General features: G+C 41.3%; 21 protein-coding genes. 5 read left to right on the top strand and 16 right to left on the bottom strand.

Features of this window, described 5'->3' with window-relative positions; translation table 11 throughout:
• The 3 genes from ACWNM1_RS19870 to ACWNM1_RS19860 all read right to left on the bottom strand — a co-directional run.
• Positions 1 to 1342 (bottom strand): sodium-dependent transporter (locus ACWNM1_RS19870; RefSeq protein WP_449602338.1); only part of this gene is annotated, 1342 nt, incomplete at its 3' end.
• 210 nt (positions 1343 to 1552) lie between these two features.
• Positions 1553 to 2425, bottom strand: a complete 873-nt coding sequence (locus ACWNM1_RS19865; RefSeq protein WP_042129067.1) for a carbohydrate ABC transporter permease — start codon at positions 2423 to 2425, stop codon at positions 1553 to 1555.
• A gap of 15 nt (positions 2426 to 2440) precedes the next feature.
• Positions 2441 to 3391, bottom strand: a complete 951-nt coding sequence (locus ACWNM1_RS19860; protein ID WP_375105427.1) for an ABC transporter permease — start codon at positions 3389 to 3391, stop codon at positions 2441 to 2443.
• 155 nt (positions 3392 to 3546) lie between these two features.
• Between ACWNM1_RS19860 and ACWNM1_RS19855 the strand changes: the two genes are divergently transcribed.
• The 3 genes from ACWNM1_RS19855 to ACWNM1_RS19845 all read left to right on the top strand — a co-directional run bounded on the left by ACWNM1_RS19855 (position 3547) and on the right by ACWNM1_RS19845 (position 8758).
• The gene (locus ACWNM1_RS19855) at positions 3547 to 5358 is read left to right on the top strand and encodes a sensor histidine kinase (protein WP_449602337.1); all 1812 of its coding nucleotides are present in this window, start codon (positions 3547 to 3549) and stop codon (positions 5356 to 5358) included.
• 4 nt (positions 5359 to 5362) lie between these two features.
• Positions 5363 to 6973, top strand: a complete 1611-nt coding sequence (locus ACWNM1_RS19850; RefSeq protein WP_449602336.1) for a response regulator transcription factor — start codon at positions 5363 to 5365, stop codon at positions 6971 to 6973.
• 105 nt (positions 6974 to 7078) lie between these two features.
• On the top strand, positions 7079 to 8758 hold the full coding sequence (locus ACWNM1_RS19845) for an ABC transporter substrate-binding protein (RefSeq protein WP_449602335.1): 1680 nt from the start codon (positions 7079 to 7081) through the stop codon (positions 8756 to 8758).
• Between the two features lie 98 nt (positions 8759 to 8856).
• Here ACWNM1_RS19845 and ACWNM1_RS19840 read toward each other — a convergent pair whose 3' ends face one another.
• Complete coding sequence (locus ACWNM1_RS19840) at positions 8857 to 10293, bottom strand: FAD-dependent oxidoreductase (RefSeq protein ID WP_449602334.1); 1437 nt, start codon at positions 10291 to 10293, stop codon at positions 8857 to 8859.
• 182 nt (positions 10294 to 10475) lie between these two features.
• Here ACWNM1_RS19840 and ACWNM1_RS19835 point away from each other — a divergent pair, with 182 nt between their 5' ends.
• A complete protein-coding gene (locus tag ACWNM1_RS19835) occupies positions 10476 to 11000 on the top strand; it encodes a CDP-alcohol phosphatidyltransferase family protein (RefSeq protein WP_449602333.1) in 525 nt (174 codons plus the stop codon).
• 4 nt (positions 11001 to 11004) lie between these two features.
• Here the strand turns inward: ACWNM1_RS19835 and ACWNM1_RS19830 are convergent, their stop codons facing one another.
• From ACWNM1_RS19830 to ACWNM1_RS19800, 7 genes are all read right to left on the bottom strand, one after another.
• Positions 11005 to 11601, bottom strand: a complete 597-nt coding sequence (locus ACWNM1_RS19830) for a DUF1349 domain-containing protein (protein ID WP_449602332.1) — start codon at positions 11599 to 11601, stop codon at positions 11005 to 11007.
• 174 nt (positions 11602 to 11775) lie between these two features.
• A complete protein-coding gene (locus ACWNM1_RS19825; RefSeq protein WP_449602331.1) occupies positions 11776 to 14892 on the bottom strand; it encodes an ATP-binding protein in 3117 nt (1038 codons plus the stop codon).
• Positions 14893 to 15060: 168 nt separating this feature from the next.
• Complete coding sequence (locus tag ACWNM1_RS19820; RefSeq protein ID WP_449602330.1) at positions 15061 to 15669, bottom strand: ankyrin repeat domain-containing protein; 609 nt, start codon at positions 15667 to 15669, stop codon at positions 15061 to 15063.
• A 141-nt stretch (positions 15670 to 15810) separates the two neighbouring features.
• The gene (locus ACWNM1_RS19815) at positions 15811 to 17322 is read right to left on the bottom strand and encodes an S-layer homology domain-containing protein (RefSeq protein ID WP_449602329.1); all 1512 of its coding nucleotides are present in this window, start codon (positions 17320 to 17322) and stop codon (positions 15811 to 15813) included.
• A gap of 147 nt (positions 17323 to 17469) precedes the next feature.
• The gene (locus tag ACWNM1_RS19810) at positions 17470 to 18162 is read right to left on the bottom strand and encodes a response regulator transcription factor (RefSeq protein WP_449602328.1); all 693 of its coding nucleotides are present in this window, start codon (positions 18160 to 18162) and stop codon (positions 17470 to 17472) included.
• Positions 18134 to 19639, bottom strand: a complete 1506-nt coding sequence (locus tag ACWNM1_RS19805; protein WP_449602327.1) for an ATP-binding protein — start codon at positions 19637 to 19639, stop codon at positions 18134 to 18136. Before ACWNM1_RS19805 ends, ACWNM1_RS19810 begins: the two co-directional genes overlap by 29 nt.
• Before the next feature lie 208 nt (positions 19640 to 19847).
• Positions 19848 to 20690 (bottom strand): sugar phosphate isomerase/epimerase family protein, encoded by an 843-nt coding sequence (locus ACWNM1_RS19800; RefSeq protein ID WP_449602326.1) that lies wholly within the window; start codon positions 20688 to 20690, stop codon positions 19848 to 19850.
• Positions 20691 to 20932: 242 nt separating this feature from the next.
• On the opposite strand from ACWNM1_RS19800, the gene ACWNM1_RS19795 reads away from it, so the two are divergent.
• On the top strand, positions 20933 to 21832 hold the full coding sequence (locus tag ACWNM1_RS19795) for a LysR family transcriptional regulator (RefSeq protein WP_449602325.1): 900 nt from the start codon (positions 20933 to 20935) through the stop codon (positions 21830 to 21832).
• A gap of 8 nt (positions 21833 to 21840) precedes the next feature.
• On the opposite strand, the gene ACWNM1_RS19790 is transcribed toward ACWNM1_RS19795, so the two are convergent.
• The 5 genes from ACWNM1_RS19790 to ACWNM1_RS19770 all read right to left on the bottom strand — a co-directional run bounded on the left by ACWNM1_RS19790 (position 21841) and on the right by ACWNM1_RS19770 (position 26047).
• Positions 21841 to 22830 (bottom strand): aldo/keto reductase family protein, encoded by a 990-nt coding sequence (locus ACWNM1_RS19790; protein WP_449602324.1) that lies wholly within the window; start codon positions 22828 to 22830, stop codon positions 21841 to 21843.
• Between the two features lie 340 nt (positions 22831 to 23170).
• Entirely contained in the window at positions 23171 to 23719 is a 549-nt protein-coding gene (locus ACWNM1_RS19785; RefSeq protein WP_449602323.1) for a hypothetical protein, read from the bottom strand.
• Positions 23691 to 24044 (bottom strand): GNAT family N-acetyltransferase, encoded by a 354-nt coding sequence (locus ACWNM1_RS19780; RefSeq protein ID WP_449602322.1) that lies wholly within the window; start codon positions 24042 to 24044, stop codon positions 23691 to 23693. The genes ACWNM1_RS19785 and ACWNM1_RS19780 overlap by 29 nt, the downstream gene beginning before the upstream one ends.
• A 397-nt stretch (positions 24045 to 24441) precedes the next feature.
• Entirely contained in the window at positions 24442 to 24615 is a 174-nt protein-coding gene (locus tag ACWNM1_RS19775; RefSeq protein WP_449602321.1) for a hypothetical protein, read from the bottom strand.
• A 343-nt stretch (positions 24616 to 24958) separates the two neighbouring features.
• On the bottom strand, positions 24959 to 26047 hold the full coding sequence (locus ACWNM1_RS19770) for a DUF1648 domain-containing protein (protein ID WP_449602320.1): 1089 nt from the start codon (positions 26045 to 26047) through the stop codon (positions 24959 to 24961).
• Positions 26048 to 26258: the final 211 nt, after the last annotated feature.

Genomic DNA, 26258 nt, shown 5'->3' with positions numbered 1-26258 from the left:
TAATCCCTGAAGTATGAAGCAACACCAAGAACACCAGAATCGGCGCAACATACCGGAGCATAAACAACCAAACGCGGAACCAACCTGCCTTAAGCCCAGCCGCTTCTGCTGCCCCTTTCCAGAAATAACCGGCAAAGATGGTAACTAACAAACCGCCTAGTGGCAACATAATGTTAGAAGTTACAAAATCCACCCAATCGAACAACGCTTTGCCGCCAAACGATAGCTCAGGGACCATTCCCAGTGACATCGCCGAAGGAATGCTGAGGAGGAAACATACTAATGACAAAATCCAAACTGAACGTTTCCGGCTCCAATTCCAGCGCTCCATCGCGAAAGATACAGGCACTTCAAGCAGAGATACGGCAGAAGTTAAAGCGGCAATCGCCAGCAAGATAAAGAACAAACCACCAAAGAATGCACCAAATGGCATTGCTGAGAAAGCTGCTGGCAAAGCAATGAAAATTAGCGAAGGACCTTGATCAGGAGCAATGCCAAATGAGAATGTCGTCGGAAAAATAATCAGCCCTGCGATAAACGCATATAACAAATCTCCTGCCCCGACTGCGAGTGCAGCAGTTCCTAGCGATTGTTTTTTATCCACATAAGAGCCGTAAGTCAGGAGAATCCCCATCCCAAGCGAAAGTGAAAAGAAGGCGTGTCCCAATGCGACTAGCGCAGATTCCGCCGTCAGCACCGAAAAGTCTGGTTTTAGGAAAAAGGCTACTCCTTCGTTTGCACCTGGTAAGGTAACAGCACGAACCATTAATACAATTAGGAGAACGACAAGACCAGGAATCAATACCTTATTAAATTTCTCGATCCCGCCTGATACTCCAAGAATAACAACACCCGCCGTTATAAGGATTGCTATCCCCTGCCAAACAATCGGCATAGGTCCAGAGATAAAGGAGCTGAATTCACCTGCATAATTACTGGAACTAAACAATTGTCCATTGAAGGCAATCATTGCGTAGTTCAACGTCCATCCTGCAACAATGATATAAAAGGAAAGAATTAAAAATGGTGCAAGGACTTGCAGAAATCCGACCGCCATCCAGTTCTTCCCGCCTCCGGCTCGTACAAATGCAGTAGCCGCGCTTCCACGTCCGCTGCGACCGATGGCCAACTCTGCCAACAATACCGGTAAACCGATCAACACTAAACATACAATGAAGAGAAGGAAGAAAGCCGCTCCCCCATTTTCCCCAGTGATATACGGAAATTTCCACATGTTCCCTAGTCCTACTGAGCTCCCGATCGCTGCGAAAATAAAGCCGGCGGAAGAGAAACGCTCCTTCTTCTCTGAGAGAAGATTTTTTTCACCTTTAAATTGATTCATTCTTATGCCCCGTTTTCTTTTTTTCTTTTTTAGACCTCATTATAGCCTATGTTAGCTTGATCGTCATATGAAAATTTTCTGAATATTTTTATTGTTTTCAATAATTATCCAGTTTAGCCATGAAATCCATCTAAATAAAAAAAGAGCTACATGTTCTAGTCTTGGACTAGAACCGTAGCTCCTTCTTCAAACTCTTTTTCAAAAAAGAGATTATTCTTTTACAGCACCTACTACAATCCCAGTTACAAAGAAACGTTGCAGGAAAGGATAAACCAATAGAATTGGCAAAGCACTTATGAAGATCTGCGAGGCCCGGATGGTTCGTTGTGATAAATTAGCAACGGCTGCCGGATCAAGCTTAGACATATCTGCCTGAACGATAATTGTCTGCATAAACGTTGCTAACGGAAGCTTATCAGCATCTCTGATATAAATAATACCATCAAAATAAGCGTTCCAGTGTCCTACCATAAGGAATAGAGACACGGTTGCAATAACAGGTAAGGAGACCGGTAAATATATTTTCACAAAGGTCTGAAAGTGCCCTGCCCCATCAATAAAAGCTGCTTCCTCAAGGTCTTTAGGTACGGTACGGAAGAAATTCAGAAGCAAGATGATGTTAAATACAGCAACTAATCCAGGAAGAATAAGTGCCATCAATGAATTCATAAGACCAAGCTTCAGAATTAGAATGTAACCCGGTATTAGACCACCGCTGAACAGCATGGTGACAACAAAATACCAGAGATAGACGTTTCTTGCACGAAAGACTCTTGTTTCCTTAGACAGAGCATAAGCTGCAACCGTATTTACTACCAGCGCTAGTCCTGTTCCGAGTACTGTCCGTTCCACAGACACCCATAAGGAGTTAAGGAAATTGACATTATTAAACGTCTTTGCATAGGCTTCAAAGGTAAAACCAATCGGCCAGAATGTGACTAATCCAGCATTAGCAGGTGCGGATGCACTAAGAGATACCATGAGTAAGTGGTACAAAGGTAGCAGGCAGAGCACGGAAAGGATTGTCAAACACACATTATTGATTATACTGAATATTCGATATGGAATTGTTTTATGGTACATCAGTTGTCATCCTTTCTAGAAAATTCTGTACCCTGCAAATCTATAAGCAAGTCGGTAAGAGACTACGATTAAGATTAAGCTAATAAACGATTTAAATAGATTAACTGCGGTTGCGAAACTGAACTGTCCGCTTAGTAGACCTTCTCTATACACGAAGGTATCAATGATATCTCCCTGTTGATAGATCAATGGACTGTACAAGTTAAAGATTTGGTCAAAGTTTGCGTTGAGCACATTACCCAGTGCCAAGGTGGCGATTACGATAGCGATTGGGATTAACGCAGGAATTGTGATATACATCGTTTGTTTCCAACGCCCCGCCCCATCCACTTCAGCAGCTTCATAAAGTGATGGATTGATACCCGAAAGTGCCGCTAAAAAGATAATCGTATTGAAACCAAACTCTTTCCAAACATCACTAGCAATGATAGTGAACCTGAACCAGTTGCCGTCTCCTAGGAAGAAAATCGGCTTGATGCCGAATACAGATGTGAGGAATTGATTGACAATACCTGTCTGAGCAAGGATATCAATGAGAATCCCTGAAAGTGTAACCCAAGACAGAAAGTGCGGAAGATAAACGAGTGTTTGAATCGTTCTTTTAAGGCCCATTCTTCTTACCTCATTAAGCAATAAGGCGAAAATAAACGGAATTATCAAGTTCAAAACAATTTTGGAGCAAGCAAAAAATAACGTATTCCACGTAATGGACAAGAAATAATCATTCTCCCACATGTACCTGAAATGCTTAAGTCCGACCCACTCGGAATCAAAAAAACCTAGTGCAGGTTTATAGTCTTGAAATGCCATAAGAATTCCGGACATCGGAATATAAGAAAAAATAAAAACCATGATTGCCGCTGGCAACACCATAAAATGGAGAATCCATGGTTGATTAAAGCCTTTTTTTCTTTTTTTACTCGGCTGACTTTCTAGGCTCGCCTGTGGTATCGAGTTAACCTCCATATTAGCCTCCATAGCTCTCTCCTGTTCCCAAAAAAAATATTTTGTGTGTGATGGGGATCTCTGCTATAAATAGTATCAGGCGTTTCTCAGGTTTGACTATATAACATTGTTAGGCTTGATAGGGTTTTATTAGGACAACATCTGGAGGGGCATTTATGAATTTATGGAAGCGCTTTACAATACTTAGAGGAAACTTACAATCTCGATTTAGTCTGTTTGCCAAAATAAACAGCTTGATCATACTCCTATTCATTCCCATCATTATCATGTATACCTTTTCAAATAACGTCACCTTCGAGGTTGTAGGTAAAGAGTTGCAGACGTCCAATGCGAAACAACTCACTTTTTTATCCAATCAGATCGATTCTCGAATTAATCAGATGATGGACTTCACCCTTATTCTTTCAAGAGATCCCAACGTTAGGGCATTCAATGGACTAAATGTATGGGAAGATCGATATGATCAGATGCAGACCAGATATATTCTCCAGGAAAAGATGGTGCTTCAAGCTGGGGTTACAGATATTTGGCCGACCAGATACGCCGTTCATTCACAGCAGAATAAAGATGTCATCGCCAATTACGACAGACCCATCGGGTATGATGAAGATTATTTAAAAGCAAATATGAGCGGAAGATGGACGTATGGTGATCATGGTGTGGAATCTCAAGACGATTTAAAATCCTTTTACTGGTTCTTAACGGATTCCTTAGCTCAGCCAGGGACATTAACAGGAAGTAGCCTAGTCATTGAAGCCAGTTTCAGTTATACGAACATTCAGAACATGCTCGATTCGTACAAAGCAGGCGGGCAAGGCGATCCGTTCTTCTATCACAAAGGGGAGAAACCGATCCTCAACCGTAGCGCGGACAAGCAGCTATCCGACGAACTAGTTAATTACCTGGATAATCACTCTCCGGAGAATACATCTCAAGATGTAGTGAAGCTAAATGGGAAGAACTATTTGGTCAGTTCTGTGAAATCAGCCTCTTTGGATTGGCATTTAGTAGATGTTGTCCCCCTGTATCAAATTCTCAAACCGATTTCTCTTAGTCGAGATTTATTCTATATCACAATGATTCTGCTGTTTGTTGTGGGAGTATCCTCTTCCATTCTGCTATATAGAAACGTTCAATATCCGATTAAAAAACTAGTCAGTGGTTTACAGCGCGTACAGCAAGGAGATTACTCCGTACGGCTTCATAGCAATGAGCAAAATGAGTTTTCGTTTCTGTTCCGTCGTTTTAATGATATGTCCCATCAAATTCAAGACCTGATAGAAAATGTATTTAATGAAAAGATCCGTGCTCGAGAAGCTACCCTGAAACAGCTTCAAGCACAAATTAATCCACATTTTCTCTATAATTGTCTTGGTTATATTATCAATATGGCCCAGATGAAAGATGAAGACGCTGTCGTCTCCATGGCTTATAATTTAAGTGCTTACTATCGTTATACCACCCGGATGGAACGGGAAACGGCTTCTTTGGAGGAAGAAATCAAGCTCTTGGTCAATTATTTAGATATCCAGAAACTACGCAATGGCAGAATTGATTATCATATTGATATTCCTGAGGATATGCTTAGCCAGTCTGTACCTCGTCTAATGCTCCAACCTATGGTGGAGAATTCTGTGATTCATGGCGTAGCGAAGTCCTATTCATCAGGTGAGATCAAGATTAGTGGTGAAAAGTCAAACGGTTTCTGTAGAATTTATATCGATGACGATGGTCCTGGCTTGAATCCCGATCAGCTAGAAGCATTAAACCGTAAAATGCAGGAGCCTTTGCAGGAGGAAATGGGTTGTGGTCTTTGGAATACAAATCAGCGGATCATTCACCTGTTCGGCAATCATTCGAGTCTTACCTTCAAGCCATCCCCTCTCGGTGGATTCCGAACAGAAATTATCTGGGAAATCCCAACTGAGGATGATAGTTATAAATTAAAGGAACATCAAGGAGACTAACAACATGCAGATGATCATAGTAGACGACGAAGCACACTGGGTAGATAATCTTTCCATGACTAAACCCTGGCATACGCTAGGAATTGAACATGTGCATAAAGCTTATTCCGCACGTGAAGCGCTACAAATTATTGATACGCATCCCATTGATATAGTAATCTCAGATATTCAAATGCCAGAAATGACGGGAATCGAATTGATAGAGCGGATAAGAAAACATAACAAAAAAATTAAATGTATTATTTTATCCGGCCATTCAGAATTCGATTATGCCAAAAAAGCACTTCAGAACAAGACCGTGGATTACTTGCTTAAACCGCCGACTGATGATGAATTGCTTGGAGCCGTCAAAAATGCGATCAATCAATTGAATGCTGAATGGGAGCTCATAAGTTCTCTTAAACGAACCCAGTTTACACTCCGGGAGAACCTCCCTGTTTTACGGGGGCGATTGCTACTGGATGCCTTACAAGGTCATCGTTTTCAAGCCGGTGAATGGGAACGGAAGCTCGTGAGTTACGATCTGCCCTTCCAATCCGGAGAATCCGCATTGATGCTGGTACGAATGGAAGAAGAATTCAGAGAATTTGATAATACCGATCAAACCTTGATTGAATATGCGATTATTAATATGGCTGAAGAGATTATGGGAGAATTTATGGAAGTCTGGGGCGTTAAAGAGGAACATGGATATCTCGTGTTTCTGCTCCAGCTTAAAGAACAAGGAACTGACCTTGGAAAAGAATCCATATTAGAGAAGCTTTCTCTACAACTTCAATATAAGGTTAAGCAATTTCTGAAAGGCTCACTATCCATTGTAATCACAGAGTGGTTCAAGTTTCCTGAACAGCTGTCGAATCGTTTTCATCAGGCTTCCTCCTCTTTCCGCCAAATTGTCGGAGATGAGCGAGAATTCATTATGCGGGTCAGTGACTTGGAGCTTCCCTCAGCACTAGGGCCTTTAGACGCTCTTTATACCCCACCCTCTTTGATTCATTTACTGGAGAGTGGACATTGGGATGCGGCCGAAGAGAAATTGCTTGCCGTCTGTGCCGAACTGGATGAGAAATGGTCTGAATCGTGGGAGCATTGCATGGAGGCTGGCTTTTTAATTACTGCTTCTTTCACGAATCTTGCACATCGTAATGGTCATACGCTAGCAAACTTAATGGGGACCGATATAGAAGCGTTGCAAAGTGGGGATGCTTTTACCAGCATTAGTAAACTAAGAAAATGGTCGCTAAGTGTTCTAGCCAATCTAAAAGAAGGCACATCCAACGAAATCAAAGACATACGTTCCGAGTATGTAAAGAAAATTCAAGATTATACGGATAAGAACCTGCATGATGATGTATCATTACGTGTTCTGGCTGACCATGTAAATCTCCATCCGACCCATTTATCAAAAATTTATAAGATTGAAACAGGTGAAGGCATTAGCGATTATATATCGCGCTTGCGGATGGATCGTGCCTGTCATAAGCTGAAGACCACCAATAAAAAAGTCTATGAAATCAGCATGGAGATTGGATATATGGACCCTGCTTATTTTATCAAAGTATTCAAACGGCAGTTTGGGGTAACGCCGCAGGAATATAGAGATACTAACAAATAACATGATAGAGTCCTATCGAAACTAAAAATCTCATATAGATGACATCCCCGACAAGTTGTTAAAGTTACACTTGTAAAGATCATACACAGTAGGGGGAATTGAAGAATGATCAAGTTCAAGAAAATGTGGTCGCTTCTCACGGTCACAGCACTTATCACTCTCACAGCATGTGGCAGTAGCGGCACATCGAATGAGAATGCCAAAAATGGTAACGCTACCAAAAATACCCAATCCGAGGCAGATGCTGCTTTCGCAAAAGGCAAATACGATCCACCGATCGAGTTCAGTGCCGTATTGATGCCTAAGAAGTATGTTCAAGGTGATACCAAAGAAAACAACGTTCACGATCGCTGGATGCTTGAAACATTGGGTATGAAGCATAAAGATACTTGGTATCCTGCAAATGACGATCAATACAGACAAAAGCTTCAACTTGCCATTGCTTCCGGCGAAAAGCTTCCTGATTTCGTTTTTGCACCAACTAACGCAGTATTAACCAATCAGCTTATTGACTCCGGTCAGTTCATCGCTATCGATGAGTTGTTTGATAAGTATGCAAACAAAATTCTGAAAGATCACGTTACAGCACATCCAGAACTTTGGTACCCCTTCACTAAAGACGGTAAGAAATATAATCTGCCGATCCTTGAATATACCGACAATGATGATACGCTCTTGTGGTTACGTGAAGATTGGATGGAAAAGCTGAAGCTGGAAGCGCCTAAGACTATCGCCGATCTTGAGAACATCATGGACAAATTTAAGAACGAAAATCCTGATGGCTTAGCGCCTAAAGATGTGTACCCGCTTGCAATTTCTTTGAAAAACAATACAAATACCTGGATGGGCCAATTAGACTGGTTATTCGGGGCATACGGTACAATTGAAGAACAATGGAACAAAGATAATGATGGCAATCTTGAATATGGTTCCATTAACCCAGGTGCTAAGCAAGCACTCGCAAAGCTTAGCGAATGGATGGATAAAGGATATATTCACACGGACTCCGCCCTTTGGGATGAAGGTAAATCCGCTGAGAGCTTCACGAAAGGTGCAGCTGGTATTCTGCCAGGAGCCAACTGGGTTCCAGACTGGCCCGCTCCCGATCTTATGAAGAATGTACCTGGAGCGAAGCTTAAAGGTTATCCGGTTCCAGCAGGACCAGATGGTTTGATTGGAACCAAATGGCAGAATTCCGGTGTAAATGCTAGTATCATGATTAACAAGGATGCTAAGCATCCAGAAGCAATTTTCTTGTACTATAACTACTTGCTTGATAACTTAGCTAACCCAGCTGCAGGCAGTCAATATGAACATGGCTTTGCTAAAGGTTATGATTGGGACATGATTGATGGACAACCTACAAGTGATAAAGCGAAGATTAAAGACTTCTCCAATGAATTCCCATTCTTAACAGGTCCGGCCCGTATTCCTGATCTGTTTATGAAGACTTTGGTTAAACTTGCTGACGGCGAGACACCTGTAACACCTTATGAAAAGCAAATGGCAGAGTTCCGTAAACCAGAAAACTGGGCAGCAGGAAAAGTGGTTATGTCACAACTAGACGTTCGTAAACAAAACTACTTTACTGGTGCTGCTACACCAACGATGGTTTCCAAATGGAACCTGCTTCGTCAGTCTGAAATGGAAACTTTCAATAAAATTATTTATGGTAAACTGCCAGTAGACTCCTTTGACCAATTCGTTGCTAATTGGAAATCCAATGGCGGTGATCAAATCACCAAAGAAGTTAACGAATGGTTCAAGTCTGTATCCGCGAAATAAGCTTTAACAAACATAGAAACAAGCCGGAGCGTTATTCATTCGCTCCGGCTTGTTTTTTTATATAAACCGTATTAACTTTCAATCTCTAATCTAAAATTCTATTCCTTCAGTATAATCTTATAATCCTTTGCCAGATATTTATGAATTCGCTCAAAATCAGCAGGAGTTAGATCTGCTAATCGCTTACTCTCCTTACCAAGGATAATCCCGATGGACTGCGCCGCCAGAGCTGTCGTTGGCATGATACGGGCGCTACCGTAAGCCTTAATATTAGCTCCTACATTTTTCCCTACTACTAGAACATTGTCATACGATTTCAATTCAAATGAGCGTAAAGGCAATCCGTAACGGTCCGGTTTACCAAAGCCAATTCCGGTAGGAATCGTTTTAGTTCCTTGAAGATCGATGGAATAACCGCCAATACTGACATTATCCCAGAACATCGTGCCATTCATTAGATCAGAATATTCAAGCACATAATTAGTCTCATGACGGTTGTAATCGCGAATATAAAGATACTCAGGAAATCCATTAAGCTCTGCTTTGGAGAATCCAGGTATATTGCTGCGCAAAAAAGCTAATATACTAGGGGCTGCGGTTCTAGCTTTTGTAATCGCAGATTGAACAGACTTCGGATCAGCAGGATTCACGTTATAAATAAGAAGGCCGTTTATAATAACCTGTCCATTCTTCTGGTATGTAGCATTAAGTCCACGAAGCTTAAGATCACTGTTATCCGCTTTGAACTTATTGGTAATATTACTGAACCCTGTGGCGAAATTCCAATCGACGTAGGTGTTAGGGCCATACTTGTTACGAACATTCGTTAATGGATAATCTTCCAGAATGGCTTGATGCAGCCGGTTCCAGTCTACATTTTTGAAATTCAACATATAGGTAGCCGCCATATAATCCGCTTGTTTACCCTTATAAATGCTTTCCATACCTGGAATTCGTTTAACCTGCAGGTGGCTGCTAAGCGCATTAAAATCTGTATTTTCAACCCAGTATTTAGACTGTATAGTAGTTTGGGTGCCATCCTTAGTATGATATGTAAGAGTCTTTAGTGCCTTATCTTTATTTGATGGAACAGTAGCAACGGCATCAATGACAATTCCACTTTTTAAAGGAATCCCTTTAATTACTTTGTTGAAATAGTTCTCGAAATCCTTCTTTTTACGTATAGATCCAGCCTTATAAGCTGTGAACAGATTTTTAATTTCCCCTTGCACGAGACTTCGCTTCTTATTGTCGTTCACATCATCCAGAAAAAACATCTGCCCTTGAATCAATTCACCGCCTGGCTTATTTCGAGGATCTAAGATCATCACTTTTAAGCCCAAGTTCTTGGCCTCTCTGGCCAGTAAAACACCTTGAATCTCGCTGCCAATGACAACAACATCATAACTCGCTGTTGGAGTTGGGACGCTTGTCTGAGCTACCGCTACTTGCGGATCTAAGCATCCAAAAGCCATAATTAATGCCGTAATCAAAAGACCAAATACAAAATAACCTTTTTTTCTCACTTTTAGCATCTTATAATAATTCTCCCTATTTTTTATTAAAGCATCCTATTATTTATCGGCTTCTTCATTGGATTTATTGAGCTTACTCGGTGTTTTAAAAAAGTAGATAATCGAAAGCATATGCATAATCCCTCTGATACAATAGAATTAAAATGAGGTCATTAACAAAGGTAGGGTTGCAGGTGAAACTTGTGCCTAACTATATTTCGCTTGGCAGAATCATCTTGGCAATGTTGTTATTATTCCTCAAGCCGCTAAGTTTGATTTTCCTAGTAACTTATGTCCTTTGCGGAGTCACCGATCTGATCGATGGACCTATTGCTAGAATGACGAACACAACAAGTAGCCTTGGAGCAAAACTGGATTCCGCAGCCGATACGATACTGATAGCGGTCTCTTTATTTACATTGTATCCGTTCCTCGGACTTACGCATGTAATCATCTTCTGGATCTTCTTGATTGGGGTCATCCGTATAGCATCGTTAGGAATTGCACTCCGCAGATTCAAGACATACGCAAGCATTCACACCTACGGCAATAAACTGACCGGACTCCTCTTATTTATTACTCCTCTATGGCTTCTCCACATCGATCACACCATTTGGAATGTCTTTGTATGTATCATTGCTACCATATCCGCCGTGGAGGAATTCATCATCCAATTTACTTCAAAAGAGTTACAGTTGGACCGAAAAGGATTGTTCATTAAAAATTAATCCATTAGAAGCGGCTTTCCCCCTTCGATTCCGACAAACTCAAATAGTCGAATTTCACTGAACAGCCTTCACCTTGGGGAGATTGTGCGACAACACCTGCTACGCATTCAGCACCTTCCTTCATTCCAAAATATCGGATCAGCATCCAATTCGCTCCGTCCTCTGAATAGGAGAAGGTAACACAATGATTTTGTTTGGTAATACGCAAATACGGATTGTCTACAGCAACTTGTACGGAGTTACAATCATCTGACATTCCTTCTCTGGTTACCACAGACACGATTATGGGATACTGTCCGTCAAACTCAAAGCAAATCTTGGCCCAGTTATAATGGTCCATCATAAACATGAGGCAGCCTGAATCATATTTATGCCGCATATTGACACTAATTCTGGTCGTCATTTCAAAGGAAGTACCCACAGGGGTAGATAAAAATGGCGCTGAGCTTGCGAAATGTTTACCTGCCGGGTCTTGGAAAAAGTCTGATTTGGGAGGTGCTATTAATGTCAGTTCATCTAAATCTGTAAATTCCCAGGTTTCGGGACGATTCATCCAGCTCAGTTGTTCTCTTGTCTCGTTTACAAATAAGTTATTAGTCATTCTAATTCTCCTATCATGAATGATTTTTTGATTACAAATTTTCCTTTCTCTGTAATAATGGCAGGTAGCTTTTATTTTTACAATCAATGATGCAACAATAGTTAAATATTCACATAAATCCCTAAAGAAAACACCAAAAAGGGATAACTCCAAGGAGTTACCCCTTGACCGCAATCAACCCTGATCAGGAATGATAAATGACACCGTAGTTCCCAAACCAGGGATACTTTGAATGTTCAAGCCCTGTCCATATAATTGTGTCAGTCTTCTATCTGTATTAAGCAGCCCTATTCCTTGATTCTTATAGCCTTTTGGATTTAACAGCTTGCTGACTTGAGCTTCGTCCATTCCCAACCCTGTGTCTACAATGTTAAAATGGACAGCATCTGTACGTGTCTCAATGTGAATGCGCAGTATTCCACCTTTAGCCCGACTTAAAACGCCATGTCGAACAGCATTCTCAACTAGTGGTTGAATCGTAAGCGGAGGCATCAACATTTCAAGATTCGCATCTACTTTCCATTCCACATGGAGTCTTTCCTCAAAACGCTGCTGCTGGATATATATATAATTCTCCACCAGTTCAAGCTCCTGTGACAGCGTAACGAGCTTGCCTGCATTTAAGAAGTCAAAACTTATGCGCAGATAAGTTGTGAACGCATCTGACAGCTCTCTCATTTTGGCAGTATCAAAGTCACTTAAGGACATGATCGAATTCAGTGTATTGAAGAGAAAGTGTGGATGGATCTGCGCTTGTAAATAAGCACCTTCCATCCTCAACCTGTCATTGACCGCTCGCTTCATAGATGAAAGGGACAAGGCACGATACTTCAACTCCATTGCATCTACAGGCTTGGTAACATAGTCGTTTGCTCCAGCCAAGAAGCCTGCATAGACATCTTCCCGCTCACTGCGTGCAGTCAGTAGAATAATAGGCAATTCATACATCGTAAACCGTTCGCGGACTAATCTTGTCATTTCATAACCAGACATACCCGGCATCATCACATCAGCGATGATCAGATCGAATCGATCATGGTTTAACTTATCCAGCGCTTCACGTGCAGAAGTCGTAGTCACCATCTGATAGGTTCCATCTGACAAAATATTTTGCAAAACTTTTAAATTGACCGAATCATCGTCAACCGCCAGAACACGAATAATATCAGCGTCTGTATCCGAGAGTGGCTCTACTTCCTTCGTGGAGTATGTGGCGGCCACCAAAGTAGATGCCTCAGCAGTGATCCATTCACTGAAAGGTGACAGTAGGTCCGTATCTTTTTCTATATGAATATCAGAAATGGAAGGCTGTAAACGCTCATTGACTTCAGGTAATTTGAAGCTGAACTTACTTCCTTTGCCCGGCTGGGATTGCAATAATAATTCACTACCGTGCAGCTCAACCAACTCTTTACAAATACTAAGACCCAGACCGATACCACCTTCACCGTAAGCTCCTTGTTCATAACGCATAAATACACGCTTTCTCAGTGCCTCATCCATACCAATTCCTGTATCCGTAACATGGATCCATACCTGACCATCCACTTGTTCTGCTGACAGTACAACACTTCCCTGTTCGGTGAACTTAAGCGCATTATGAACTAAATTAATCAGAATCTGTACCAATCGCTCCTCATCAGCATATACACGCGGCAAATCCTCATTAATGTCCATGCGAAGCTCCACCTTAGTCCCACCGGTCAGGAAGCGTAACATATCCAACACGCCCTCAGCTAAGGACCTCACTTGCACCTTCTTGATGTTCATCACAATCCGTTTATCCTGCAATCGCACTACATCTAGCAAATCATTCAGCATGAGCGACATCCGCCGACTGACCATGATTAGCAGTTCCATGTCGCGTTGACTCTCTTCATCCAGTACATGTTTCTTTCTTGTTAGCACACTTTGAGCAATATTCATAATCCCATGCAAGGGAGTCCGTAGTTCATGAGATGTATTGGCCAGAAAACGATCCTTTAATTTGTTGGATTCAGCCAATTGAGCATTGAGTAACACATTTTGATGGGATTGATGAAAATATCTCCTAAACCAATAGGTTGAAAAAGCGGCAAGTGCTGCAATTAAATCTACTGGATAAAACATAAATTGTGAGGTTCCAGCGTAATAGACAGACGCCCACAATATATTATTAATAACAGCTAGCACTGAACATAATAAAAATAGAGCTCCCTCAGCTTGAATATATACCATTTTCACAAAATAATAAGCCGTCCAAAATACTGGAATGTAATAAAGGATCATATAGACCCCTTTTTCGATCAAATACAGCACTGTCTCTTCTGGACCAAAGATTATAAATAGAGTAAAACCGAGCAGTGAGAGGATATAACTATAAAAAGCCTTACCTTTCTGCAGATTCCCAAAGAGCTCTCTTCCCATCAGGAACAGGAACAAGCAAAACCATATGTATGAAAGAACCTTTAGCTTCAATGTCCAGGCAAAATCAACTTGAAGAAACCGGAACAATAGTCCATTATGTTCAACCCCAATAGATACAGCTGCTGCGACCATCAACGAAAAGAAAATAATCAACTCTGTTTTTCGTACATCCATCAAATAAATAATCAGTAAATAGAGCCCGTGAATCAAGAGCAATACCCCTACAATTAGCTGCAAGCCAATGGAATTCCAGTAGACTGAATCTATCTCATGTTGAATGCCAAACTCTACAGACCTAACAATGCCTCCTTTTAACGGAGACCCGTAATTTGACGTTCGAACAAATAGATCCATTTGGTTCTGATCTGTCGGTAAATAACTGATCATGAATGACTTCGCGGCAGAAACATGACCTTTTTTCTCTTCAGATAACTTACCGAATCGTGAGAGGACTGTTCCATTAATCTCCACTTCAGAAGCAGTATAGACCGATTGAAACCAAAAGCTAAGCGGCTCAGACAAGGGTTGATTCAGCAGAATACGCAAATGATAAGTTCCGTATCCATATGCCTTCTCTTGATCTGCTGGATTGAATTTAGAAGTCCAGTTACCCGGCACCTGAAGCCTCTGCCCTTTCGTAGCGTTGTCAATATTGGTAGCAGTCACCCATTGTTCAGGATAGAATTCCCATTCACCATCCAGCGGAAAGGAGCTTAGTGATTCAATATCCACTCCACGTAAATCTAACACACCTTGCTTCACAGCAGGTGGATTGGACAACGAAAAATGATTATGCCAGCCCCATCGCACCACAATCAACAGACCGATAAATACTACTATGTATAAGAAATGACTTAACTTAATCTTATTCTCCGAAGTTCTCATGCACGCCTCATTCTTCGATAAATTTAATAGTGCTATATTCCCATCTTCCACTATTGAACATTATAGTCTGATTATACTATATTACGAGGTCTGTGGACGTAAGTAATCCTGTATTTAAAGGACAAAAAAAGGAAACTCCAAATTGATCGGGGTTTCCTTTTCTTATAATTATAGCGACTCACTACGTTTATTCATTAGCATCTCAACCATTTCTTGATAACCCCTATTTTGTGCATGCTGTAAGGGGCTAATTCCATTAGAATCCGCAAGTTGAATGTCCGCACCATGCTGAATTAACAATTCCACTATAGTCTGATGTGCCTTCCCGCCATCGCCCAGTATGATCGCTTCAAGTAATGCAGTCCAACCCAGATTATTTACATGATCAATATTGACGTCAGAACTTGTAAGAAGCTCTTCCACAATGTCCACATGACCGCGGTCAGCAGCAGGGATAAGGGCGGTTCCCCCAAACCTGTTCAGAATGGATGTATCAGCGCCTGCAGCAACAGATATCTTTACAAAATCAAGCATACCTTCAGCCCCAGCATAGAGAAGTGGATTATCCGAGCGGTTGTCACGAATATTAATGTCGGCACCTTTTTCAAGCAATAATTTGAATATATCCAATTGATTCGTGTGTACAGCGATCATAGCGGACGTCCTACCATCATTGTCTGTAGCATCAATATCTGCACCATCTGCTAATAGTTTTGTTATATGATCCTTATCTCCTTGAAGTGCAGCAGTTAACAGTGCTTGGTTCAATTTGTCCATTTCATTGCTCACCTCCTGAGTTAATTGCTGCTCTTGATTGTTTAACACCTTTAAACCATCTGTCTGACATCCTGAAATAAAGAGGAAGAGTGTTAACACGAGAAAGCGCATGACATTCAACACCTTTCATGTAGACTCGCCTTATTTCGAAGTGAATGTGGCTTGAGAAGTTGCCCATGCGCCTATTGGTGTTACAGTATACACTGTCCCTGCAGCCAATTCACCGCTATTCGTAATATCGAATACACCTACCGCACCTTTACGACTGGAGAATTTATACGTTGCAGCCAATGTGTCTCCGTTTGGAGCAGTTAGTTGTACACTACGACCTGAAAATAATTCATCCCCAGGATCTTGAGCCAAAGTTACATTAATGGAGGTTTCGCTGACAGCTTCCGCACTGGAGATTTGCAGTGGCGCTATTTCTTTCGCTTCGAATGATGGATTTGCTATATTGGCCCAGTCGGATGTTACGGTATATTTTACTCCCGGTTTCAAGACTTGTCCTTCAGGCAGCCGGAATTTCGGCTCAATCTTACCGTCTGTGGATTGGGTAAAGGGGACATACTTGGCAACGATGGATGCCCCACCTTCTGGCGTAATCGTTACTTGTCTACCTTGCATGGAAGGTATAATTTGATACGTAATGCCACTTGCTCTGTTGTTCTCATCCAACACAAATGCGTTAGCACCACGACCACCACTGTATGCAGAGATGACATATCCATAGTCAATGACCCCATTTGTTTTCAGTGCTTCAATCTCAAAGGTATCGTTCGTTACCTGAGTGGTCGTTGTCATATCCACCTTGGCTGCATTTCCTGCAAATGATCCTGCATTCTTACCTTTGTACGTTAAGTTATAGGTTGTTCCAGCTTTTTGCACCGATGTAGGAACAATGTACGTTGCAACAGAACCCGATTTCAGCCGCGGCATATTCGTCAAGGTTAGACCGTCATTGAATACAAAATCTTCTTTTGCTTTAGCAAACACCTCATTCTCAGCTGTCAAAGGAGCATCCAAGGTCACGATTAATGTAATTTCATTGATCGATTTCACACTTGTAATTTGAGCTTTATCGGAAGGCATTGCTTTACGTGCTGTATTCAGTAAGGCCGCTACTTCTCCGCGTGTTGCGGGTTCAGCAGTAGAATTCAATTGATTAACCCAATAGTTAACCGATAAGAGGTCACGCTTTAGCGCCTTCGATACTACTTGCACAAGCTCTTCATCCGTTACCGGTTCATTAGGGTTAAATTTACCATCTACTGTTTCCATTATCCCTAAACCAACAAGTACTGACGCATATTTGTAATACCATACGTTCGAATTCACATCAGTGAATGGAGCAATGTTCTCCTCGGCGCCTTGTAATTTAAAGGTCAAACCTACCATTTTCGCTAATTCTGCACGATTGATTGGATGGTGTACACCCATCGAATGATCTGCATAACCCTGTAACACACCTAGTCCCGCAAGCACTTCAACGGCTTCTTGAATTTCTTTATCAGATAACTTAGATGCTGCTGCGGATATCCCGATATTGCTTGATGCAGGTGCTGCTTGTACATTTAACACCGCAAAGGGTAAAGAGGTTGCGCCTAGTGTTGCTGCGACCATGATTGCTGCTGCTTTTTTAGCTACGATTTTCACTATATTTCCCCCTAAGATCATTAAGTTATTTGTTGTTCATGTCTATAACTAAATGATAATGGAAAGAAATAAACTCCCCAGAAACGATTTATTAATAAAGTATTAACCAGAGCTTAAAATTATCGAAAATCGTAAAGAAAAACGCCATTACACCGTAAACCGGTATCCCGCACCCCACACCGTTTCAATATATTGTGGATTTGAGGGGTCCGCTTCCAGCTTCTCCCGTATTTTGCGAATATGAACCGTAACCGTTGCGATATCCCCGCTGGAGTCCATCCCCCAGATCCGTTCGAATAGATCATCTTTGCTGAATACCCGATTCGGATGACTCGCTAAAAAGACCAGTACATCGAACTCCCGCGCGGTAAACAAAACCTCTTGATTCCGCGCGAACACCCTGCGGGAATTTTTATCGATATGAACTCCACGGATTTGGATCTCATGCTTCTCCATTGGTTCTAGCTTACTAAGCATACGTTCATATCTCGTTAAGTGCGCTTTCGCTCTTGCTACTAATTCACTTGGACTAAAGGGCTTCGTAATATAATCATCCGCTCCGAGATTAAATGCCCGAAGCTTATCGATTTCTTCTTTTTTCGCAGATACGATAAAGATCGGTACCTCCTTCGCCTCCCTAATACGGCGGCATAATTCAAATCCATCGATGCCGGGCAACTGCAAATCTACGATAATAAGATTGTAATCCCCTTCAAGAGCCTGCCCAAGCCCATCTGAACCTGTATGACATATATCCACGGAAAAACCGTTCAGCTCAAAATAATCTTTTTCCAATTGCGCTATCGTTACCTCATCTTCTATAATCAGAATCCGTGTCATGCGAATGAAATCCTCCTTCGTCGGTCGTTCGCTTTAAAGTAAAGAACAAGCTTGATCCCACACCTGGTTCACTTTCCATCCATATCGACCCGCCATGCTCTTCAATAATCTGACGAGCGATCGCAAGACCGAGTCCGCTACCACCTGTCGATAGATTCCGAGAAGGCTCTGCACGATAAAACCGTTCAAAGATATGTGGAAGAGCTTCAGCTGCGATACCCATTCCATTATCCTTCACTTCAACAGTCACCCATTCACTATCCACTTGCAGAGAAAAAAAGATTAAAGGATTCGGCTTGTCCATATACTTTAGCGCATTTCCAATTACGTTCAGTAATACCCGTTTTAATTTATCCAAATCTGCAAGAACCTCAATACGCTCTGAGTTATGAGCGCCCAGCTGAAATGAAACTCCTTTATTTTCGTTATTGTAGCGCATCTCTTCGATACAGTCCTCAAGGAATGCAATAATATCCACAGCTTCGAACGCAAATGGAACCTGATTCAAATCCAGCTTGGAATATAGGAACAATTCATCAACCAATTTATCCATTCCTATGGTTTTGTTATAAATAATGTCGACGTACATGTCCATCTTCTCAGGTGTATTGGCGACGCCATCTCTTATACCCTCAATAAACCCTTTTATATTCGTGATCGGAGTACGTAAATCATGTGAAATATTTGAGATCAATTCCTTCCGGTTCTCCTCATATTGCAGACGAAGGTTCACTGACTCTTGCAACCTCTGCCTCATCGTCTCGAAAGCTTTATTTAATTGTCCGATTTCGTCTTTGGATTGCAGGTTAAGCTCAAACTGAAGGTCACCCTCTTGAATTCGTACTGCGGAATCCCTTAACTTGTTCAGTGGCTTAATAACACTTCGTGTAATCCAGCGATATAATAGCACATTCGCAACCACAAGTACGCCAATTAATATCAATGAAAAGATCGGTAACAGCCTCCGTGTGAGTTCCGCAAAAGGACTATGCTCTTTGATGACGAAAACACTGCCTTTCGCCCCATCCGAATATTTAAAGTCAAATTTGGCATATCCATAAAATCTTTCTTTAATATTAAACGTGTTACGAATCTGATAGTTATTGAGATCGTAAGGAGGTAAAGCCTCCTTTAATTCCGGTTGATTGAAGGTGCGTGATTCAAACACAGGGTCATTCACTCGCCTTACAAATAGTCCCGCTTTCTCTGTCTTTAGCTTAAAATCATATTCCAGTAACAAATCCTTGTTCTGCAATTCATCCGGGTCATGCTTGGCTAAATACTTTAATTCTAAAAAAATCGATTCCTCTTGCTCCGACAACGGATTTAATTGATAGTGCACTTTATAAAAATCCTGAAGACTATGAACATCTCCAGTTGATGCAATTGTAAATAAAGCCGCCGTCATTACGATGATAAGTAAACTAACGACTAGCATTCCCGTATAAGATAACAGTAATTTTATCCGAATCGACACGACTGTTCCCCTCTCACTAGCATTGGAGCCGCTAAATAATCATCTCCATATTTTAGTGAAATACTATCACATGGGGAGAACGTTTGCTAACAGAAAAAAACTTCTACCAACACTCGGCAGAAGTTTTTATAGAACTTAATTTACGTGAGATCATCAAATGCTATATCGATTGATCTGATGATTTTCCTATGTCGGGTTCAAGTTTAATTTATATTGGTACGTTTTCCAGCAATGAGAATACTTTATCGAAGCCTGCTTTGGAACGAGAAAATAATTCAGATGAACTTTGCCCGGAAGACGGCGCCAGAACTTCTTGGGCGATCACCCCGGTATACCCGATCTTTTTCAGGCTTCCCAAGAATCCTGTAAGATCAATAGATCCTTCTCCTGGATACAATCGATCAAAATCTTGCAATTCCTCTATAGGCAGAGGCTTAGCATCATTGATATGGACATACGCAATTTGATGCGGTTGTAATTTCAGCAGATCCTCACTCGTTAATCCATTCGTATGCCAATGATAGGCGTCCAGTAACAATCCAATATTTCTCACTTGAATCGTCTCCATCCAGCTCAACGTATCTTGCATCGTCCAGATCAGTGGATTTGCCCATTGTGTACGTAAGTGATGAGGGCCTACGAACTCTAATGCTAATGTAATTCCATAAGCGCCTAATATTTCAGCGCATATTCTTAATCGTCTTGTGGCTGCAATCATAAAAGCTGCGACCGGAAGATCTGTCGAAGGTAAAATATATGTACAACATGTCGTACAATTTAATGCAGCAGCGGCCTCAGCCATTTGGGTAAGCGATTTCAACCCTTCCCCGAAGCTTTCCTCTGTCGTGCGCCAATCTACCACTAAACCAAATGATCCTAGCATGATGCCATGGCTTTCCAGCAATTGAACAGCCCCATCCTTACCATACTGCTGCACTAACTCCAATGGATTCGCGTCTATCGACTGAAAGCCGAATTGGCTCGCAAGTCTGATATATTCTTCATTAGAACTGAGTTCACCCAAGCCTGCTGTTGTTAACCCTCTTATCATCGTCGTTATCCTCCTTATGACCAATCTAACAGTTCGTCATTTCTAGTCTAGCGCATCGTGCACTCGAATAAAACCATCTCTAGTCCCCTTTAACAAATTCTACGATCCAATTGCAATAATGTTTTTATCAAAAATTAAGATGGGGTGGGAGGATTATGGGGAGACGACATGCCCTTCCTTTCATTTCCGTTCAAAGATCCTTATACTTGCTTGGAGAAGCATTTCAAGGGAGATTGAACAGTATGGACATAAAAAAATTACAATACTTTATCGCAGTAGCAGAGGAACTGCATTTTAACCGTGCAGCAGAGAAGCTAAATATGACGCAGCCTCCCTTAAGCCAGCAAATTCAAGCTCTGGAGAATGAGATTGGTGTGAAACTATTAGAACGGAACAAGAGACAAGTTCGTCTCACGCCAGCGGGGGCGGTATTTCTAGAGGAAGCTAAATCCATTCTAGCTCAACTGGAACGCTCTATTAAAACAACACAATTAGTCGATCAAGGAATTATCGGACATTTGAACATTGGATTTATAGATTCTGCAGCTGGTGGAGTGCTGGTTGATATGTTAAAAATGTTTCGGGAACGTTATCCACAAGTACAACTCACATTACATGAGATGACATCTGCTCAGCAGTGGCAGGCTTTACATGAAGGAACGATTCACATTGGATTTGTACGTTATACAGAGCTCGGCAAACATATCGACCATCGTCCCTTAGTCAATGAATCGCTTATTGCCGTTTTGCCAGAGCAGCATCACCTAGCTCATTTACCGGTGTTATCCATTCGCTCTTTAGCTTTAGAGACGTTTATATCGTTCCCACGTCATTTAGGAGCTCCTTTTCATGACCTCATTATGAGCTTCTGCGCCCAACACGACATGTATCCGAATGTTGTACAGGAGGCCATTCAGATGTACACCATTGTAAACTTGGTAGCTGCTAATCTTGGAGTTGCAATTGTTCCCTCTTCCGTTGCTATTTTTCAGCGTGAAGGTGTCGTGTTTCGTGCCTTTGAAGAAAGCACACCATCGATTCCCCTTTATGCCGCTTGGAGAACCGATTCCGATCGTGCCTCCTTATCCGCGTTACTAGAGATCATAGGACATATGAGTTCAGAGGCTATTAATCTTGAATAATATAATATTCAGCCCGTTTTTCTAGGATCACGTTCAACGAGTCCTTCTAGCACCCTATCGATGTGCAACATCACTTCCCTATCCAGACGAACTCCCGCAGCTTTGGCATTTTCTATTACTTGCTCAGGCTTGGATGCCCCAATAATTGCAGATGAGACTTGTGGATTTTGTAACACCCATGCTATAGCCAACTGCGGAAGCGTCAACCCAACTTCGCTGGCGATGGAAGAGAGATTCGAGATCGCCTCAAGCACCTCAGTCCGAAGCCACTGACCCGCCAATTTGTTCATAAAAGGCGAGCCCGCAGCTGTTGAAGCACGAGAACCCTCTGGCAATGGTTGCCCTGGCATATATTTGCCTGAAAGAATCCCTTGAGCAAGCGGTGACCAGACCACCTGTCCAATCCCTTCCCGCTCACAAGCTTGAACTACCTCCGTCTCCATCACGCGCCATAACATCGAATATTGAGGTTGACTAGCCACCAATGGTACCTTTAATTCTCTCGCCAAAATAGCACCTTCTGCTATCTGATCCGCCGTCCACTCACTTATCCCGATATAAAGAACTTTACCTTGACGTACCAGATCCGAAAAAGCCAAGAAGGTCTCTTCAAGGGATACTGTTGCATCAAAGCGATGCGCATAATAGATATCAATATATTCGGTCTGTAATCTGTTCAGTGAAGCATGGCACGCCTCCATAATATGCTTGCGAGACAGACCTCTTGCGTTACGTCCCGTCCCTGTGGGATGGCACACCTTGGTACACAATTCGATATCAGCTCTGTGCACTCCTTTTAATGCTTTGCCCAGCACCATCTCAGCTTTCGTATCGGAATATACATCTGCAGTATCAAATGTTGTGATCCCTACATCCAATGCAGCGTGAACACAAGCATGGGCAGTATCATTGTCCACTTGAGCACCATGTGTAATCCAATTACCATAGGCGATCTCACTTAGATGTAAGCCACTCGTTCCTAATTTGCGATAGTTCATTTTATACCCTCCTTTAGATAACAATCTGATTGTAACAAAGAGAGATTAATACGAGAAATACTCTTTAATATGTAATTTAATTCAAAAAAGATATTACTGAGATACTTAAAGATAATAAAAAACGCCCTTTAGGCGTTTTTTTCGGTAAATATTCTGTTTCGAAACTCTAACTTCGCCTCTCGAAAAGTTACTGATAAAGAACAAGCTTTCCAGCAACCCTCACGAACATCTCATCAATGACAGGTACGTGTGGGTCAATAACTAGCTATAGTCAGTAGAAAAGAAGACAGGCTTGCTGTTGCGCTTGGCGACTTCAAAAGCTTCAAAGTGAAACTTACAATCACGGAGCAAAAACCTCTGGATTATCGTTTCGCCAGGCGCCTATGCAGCCAATTAAACAGGCTGTGTAACTTCTCATCACCCTATCGATCTCACTGTCCTCATATTCAATTGCGATATTTATGCCCGGCTTGCGCCATGCCAAAATTCGACCCAAAAAACCAGGCCACTCACATTCTTCATCCAGTTCAGGTTGACCATATGCTTTTATCGACTCATCTGGTGTTGAGTTCATCGTGATTCCCTTGGGAAGGTATCCGGGGAATTGAGCTTTAATTCTATCATCCGACCCGGGCGCAAGAAAATGTATTGCCCCAATGATCCATTCATCTTGATTTGTATATTTGAGTCCAGTCATATCATTTATTTTTGGTGCGCGATAAATATCGATACGTATCGATGATTTCACAGACCAGATGATATCGTCGTTGAAATAGCTGTTCGGCTTTGCCATTCGTTTGACGCCGAATGATTGCAGCAAAGCTTGAACACTCTTGGGATTGTACGGATGTCCAAGCATTTCAATGAGCTGTTCGGATGGTTCTTTCATGTTTATATTCATTCCTTTCACTTGACTCAAGGTATACAACGTAATGAGATCGTTGTGCGTGAAGCAATTTTTTTCTGAAATAACTGTCCCCTATCTCTCTTGGCCAGGGGAAATCCCATAAAATCGGCACTTCTCCAACTTTATTAAAACCTAATTTACTAGCCAACTGGTTAGATGCATTATTGCCAGAATCACAATCCCAATAAGGAATTAACTTACGTTGCCTACTTTGTTTAATAAATTCCTGACATAGAGTAAGAGCCAACCCTTGTTTTCTATAATCTGAAAGTGTAATTATGTCGGGTTCAATATACCCTCCACCCAATTAGAAGGTTTTACATGCGCTTACAATACCAGATTCATTCAAACAACAGTAACCAAATGCTCGATCAAGATATACCTCGCTGAATCCCAAAGCAAGGAATAAGAATCATCTATTTCCTTTATATATCTTTCATACAACTTCTCATTCATTCTCGTTAATAGGAATTCTCCAGATTGAACACGCTGCTCTTCAGGAACCATTCTAGTGTCACTATAAATATAATGGGATCTTCTTAGCTCAACTGTATTGTCATTCAATGGGTTTTTATAATAGAGAGCCAAGTGTTTGAAGAGAAATATAAATCATGAAAATTAGCATGATTAGCTGGATTGGCTAAAAAATCAAGCAAGGAGCGATTGAACGCTTGATCTTCTTCTTCTCCAAAAAGATAATACTTTCACCCGCGACTAGCAACTAATCCAGCAGTTGGATTGTCAAAATTATTAACAAATATCTTTCCCATTTGATTAAGATCAATGACTGATTGAACAAATACAAAGATAAATTCATCATCTTTATGAGCAATAAGATGACTTATTTTGTAGTACTCATTTGTTTTTAGTTCTATCATGATTTATCATTCCTCTCTCTCATTGGCTGTCTAACGTTGTATTTATGAAGGATGTATAGCTATATGATGCAATTAGTACAATAACACCATTTAGTCTAACTAGTCCTGATCTACTAAAGTCTTATTATACTATTAAATGGAATAATATCACGAATCATCCAAAATAAAAACTTCTACCGAATGGCAGAAGTCACAAGAATTGATTCACGCGAACATCCCATCAATGACAGGTAAGTGCGGGTAAATACATAGCTGTATTCAATAGATTTAGGACTAAAACTACCTATTCCTGAAACAAGAGTCCTTTACGATGTCCTCAATCGCTCGATAAGAGCTTGCCTTGTTACCGCACCACAACTAACAGTACAATAATTCCGAGCCAAAACAGCCAGCTTACTGGGTGAGCGAAATTTAATCCCCAGCCGACTCCAAGCCTTTTCTTGACGATTAGGTTTGGATCTTTGCGATTGAAATAAATCATACCTAATCGCCATTTATCATCATCATGGACAGGTCTGACATTGGAGCTATCGGCAAATCGCTCCAAGCGGCTTTCGCCCTGGCCTGCCCAGAACGTTAAGACGAAGGCGTATAAGATGATAAGGGCTATTATGATTAGGATAATAGGAATAGAGAAATTCATGTTAAGCAGAGATATCATGTTTAGTTGTACGACGGAAAACAGGATAACTATTAAGAAGCTTGCTGTAATCATAAAATATGACCAAGTACGGCGGTAAGTTACGTCTTGTCTGATGGAACGATTAGGATCAGTGGGTTGAACCTGCTGCTTCACTCTGCGAATACTCCAATTCTCAAATATGAACAAAAGTGTTATCAACACTTGCATTATCGTAGGCATAAATACAGTACTATAAGATTTAGCTGCATAGCCGTCTATGTTCCAACTGCTGTTGTAATGGATCGGAATCTGATCAGGGATCAGATCGTAGTTGCGTAGCACAGTTACAATAGTAACAACAATAATTAAAGCATGAATGAGGAACCAAATACTAGACAAGCCAATGTTTCTTTTTCGAAATCCAGTGTCCACTGCCATGATCGATGGTTCCGGAGCAATAGGCAGCATAGGTAGTAAACTTTTCATTTTGAAATGAAAGCTAATGTTTATGACTAGGGAGATTACGACCATGGCAAGTGAATAAGTGACAATGATCCAACTTTGTTGCTTGGAATGTTCATCACCGTATAGTAGACAGATGATACAAACAATGAATAGGATGGTATGCAAGGTAGCACTAATCCTAGCATATGACTTCCGCATCTGGTGCAGAGGCTCACTTTGGAATTGTACAGGGCTGACGTTGACCCCAAAACTAATCGTCTCTCTTGTTAAATAAGGCATGCTTACCATGAGTACAATGGCAGGTACAAATACAAAGATCATTATTATAACAGGCATTATCGTCATATCATTCGCCTCCTCTTATCCATAAGTGTGTATTTGAAAACTCTATAGCATATCCTATTAACTTAGGATAAGTAATCGACTTGAACATAAATTTAATTATAATCGATTTTAGTGACTATAGGGGTGAAATTAACAATTTATCCAGTTTTTTTACTACGCAGAGCTACTCATCTGACAACTGAATTATGGCAAGTACATCTGTTTGAAATTC

Source organism: Paenibacillus sp. Marseille-Q9583, from assembly GCF_976954365.1.
The sequence above is the reverse complement of the archived record's forward strand: the minus strand, read 5'-3'. Positions and strand labels throughout refer to the sequence as shown.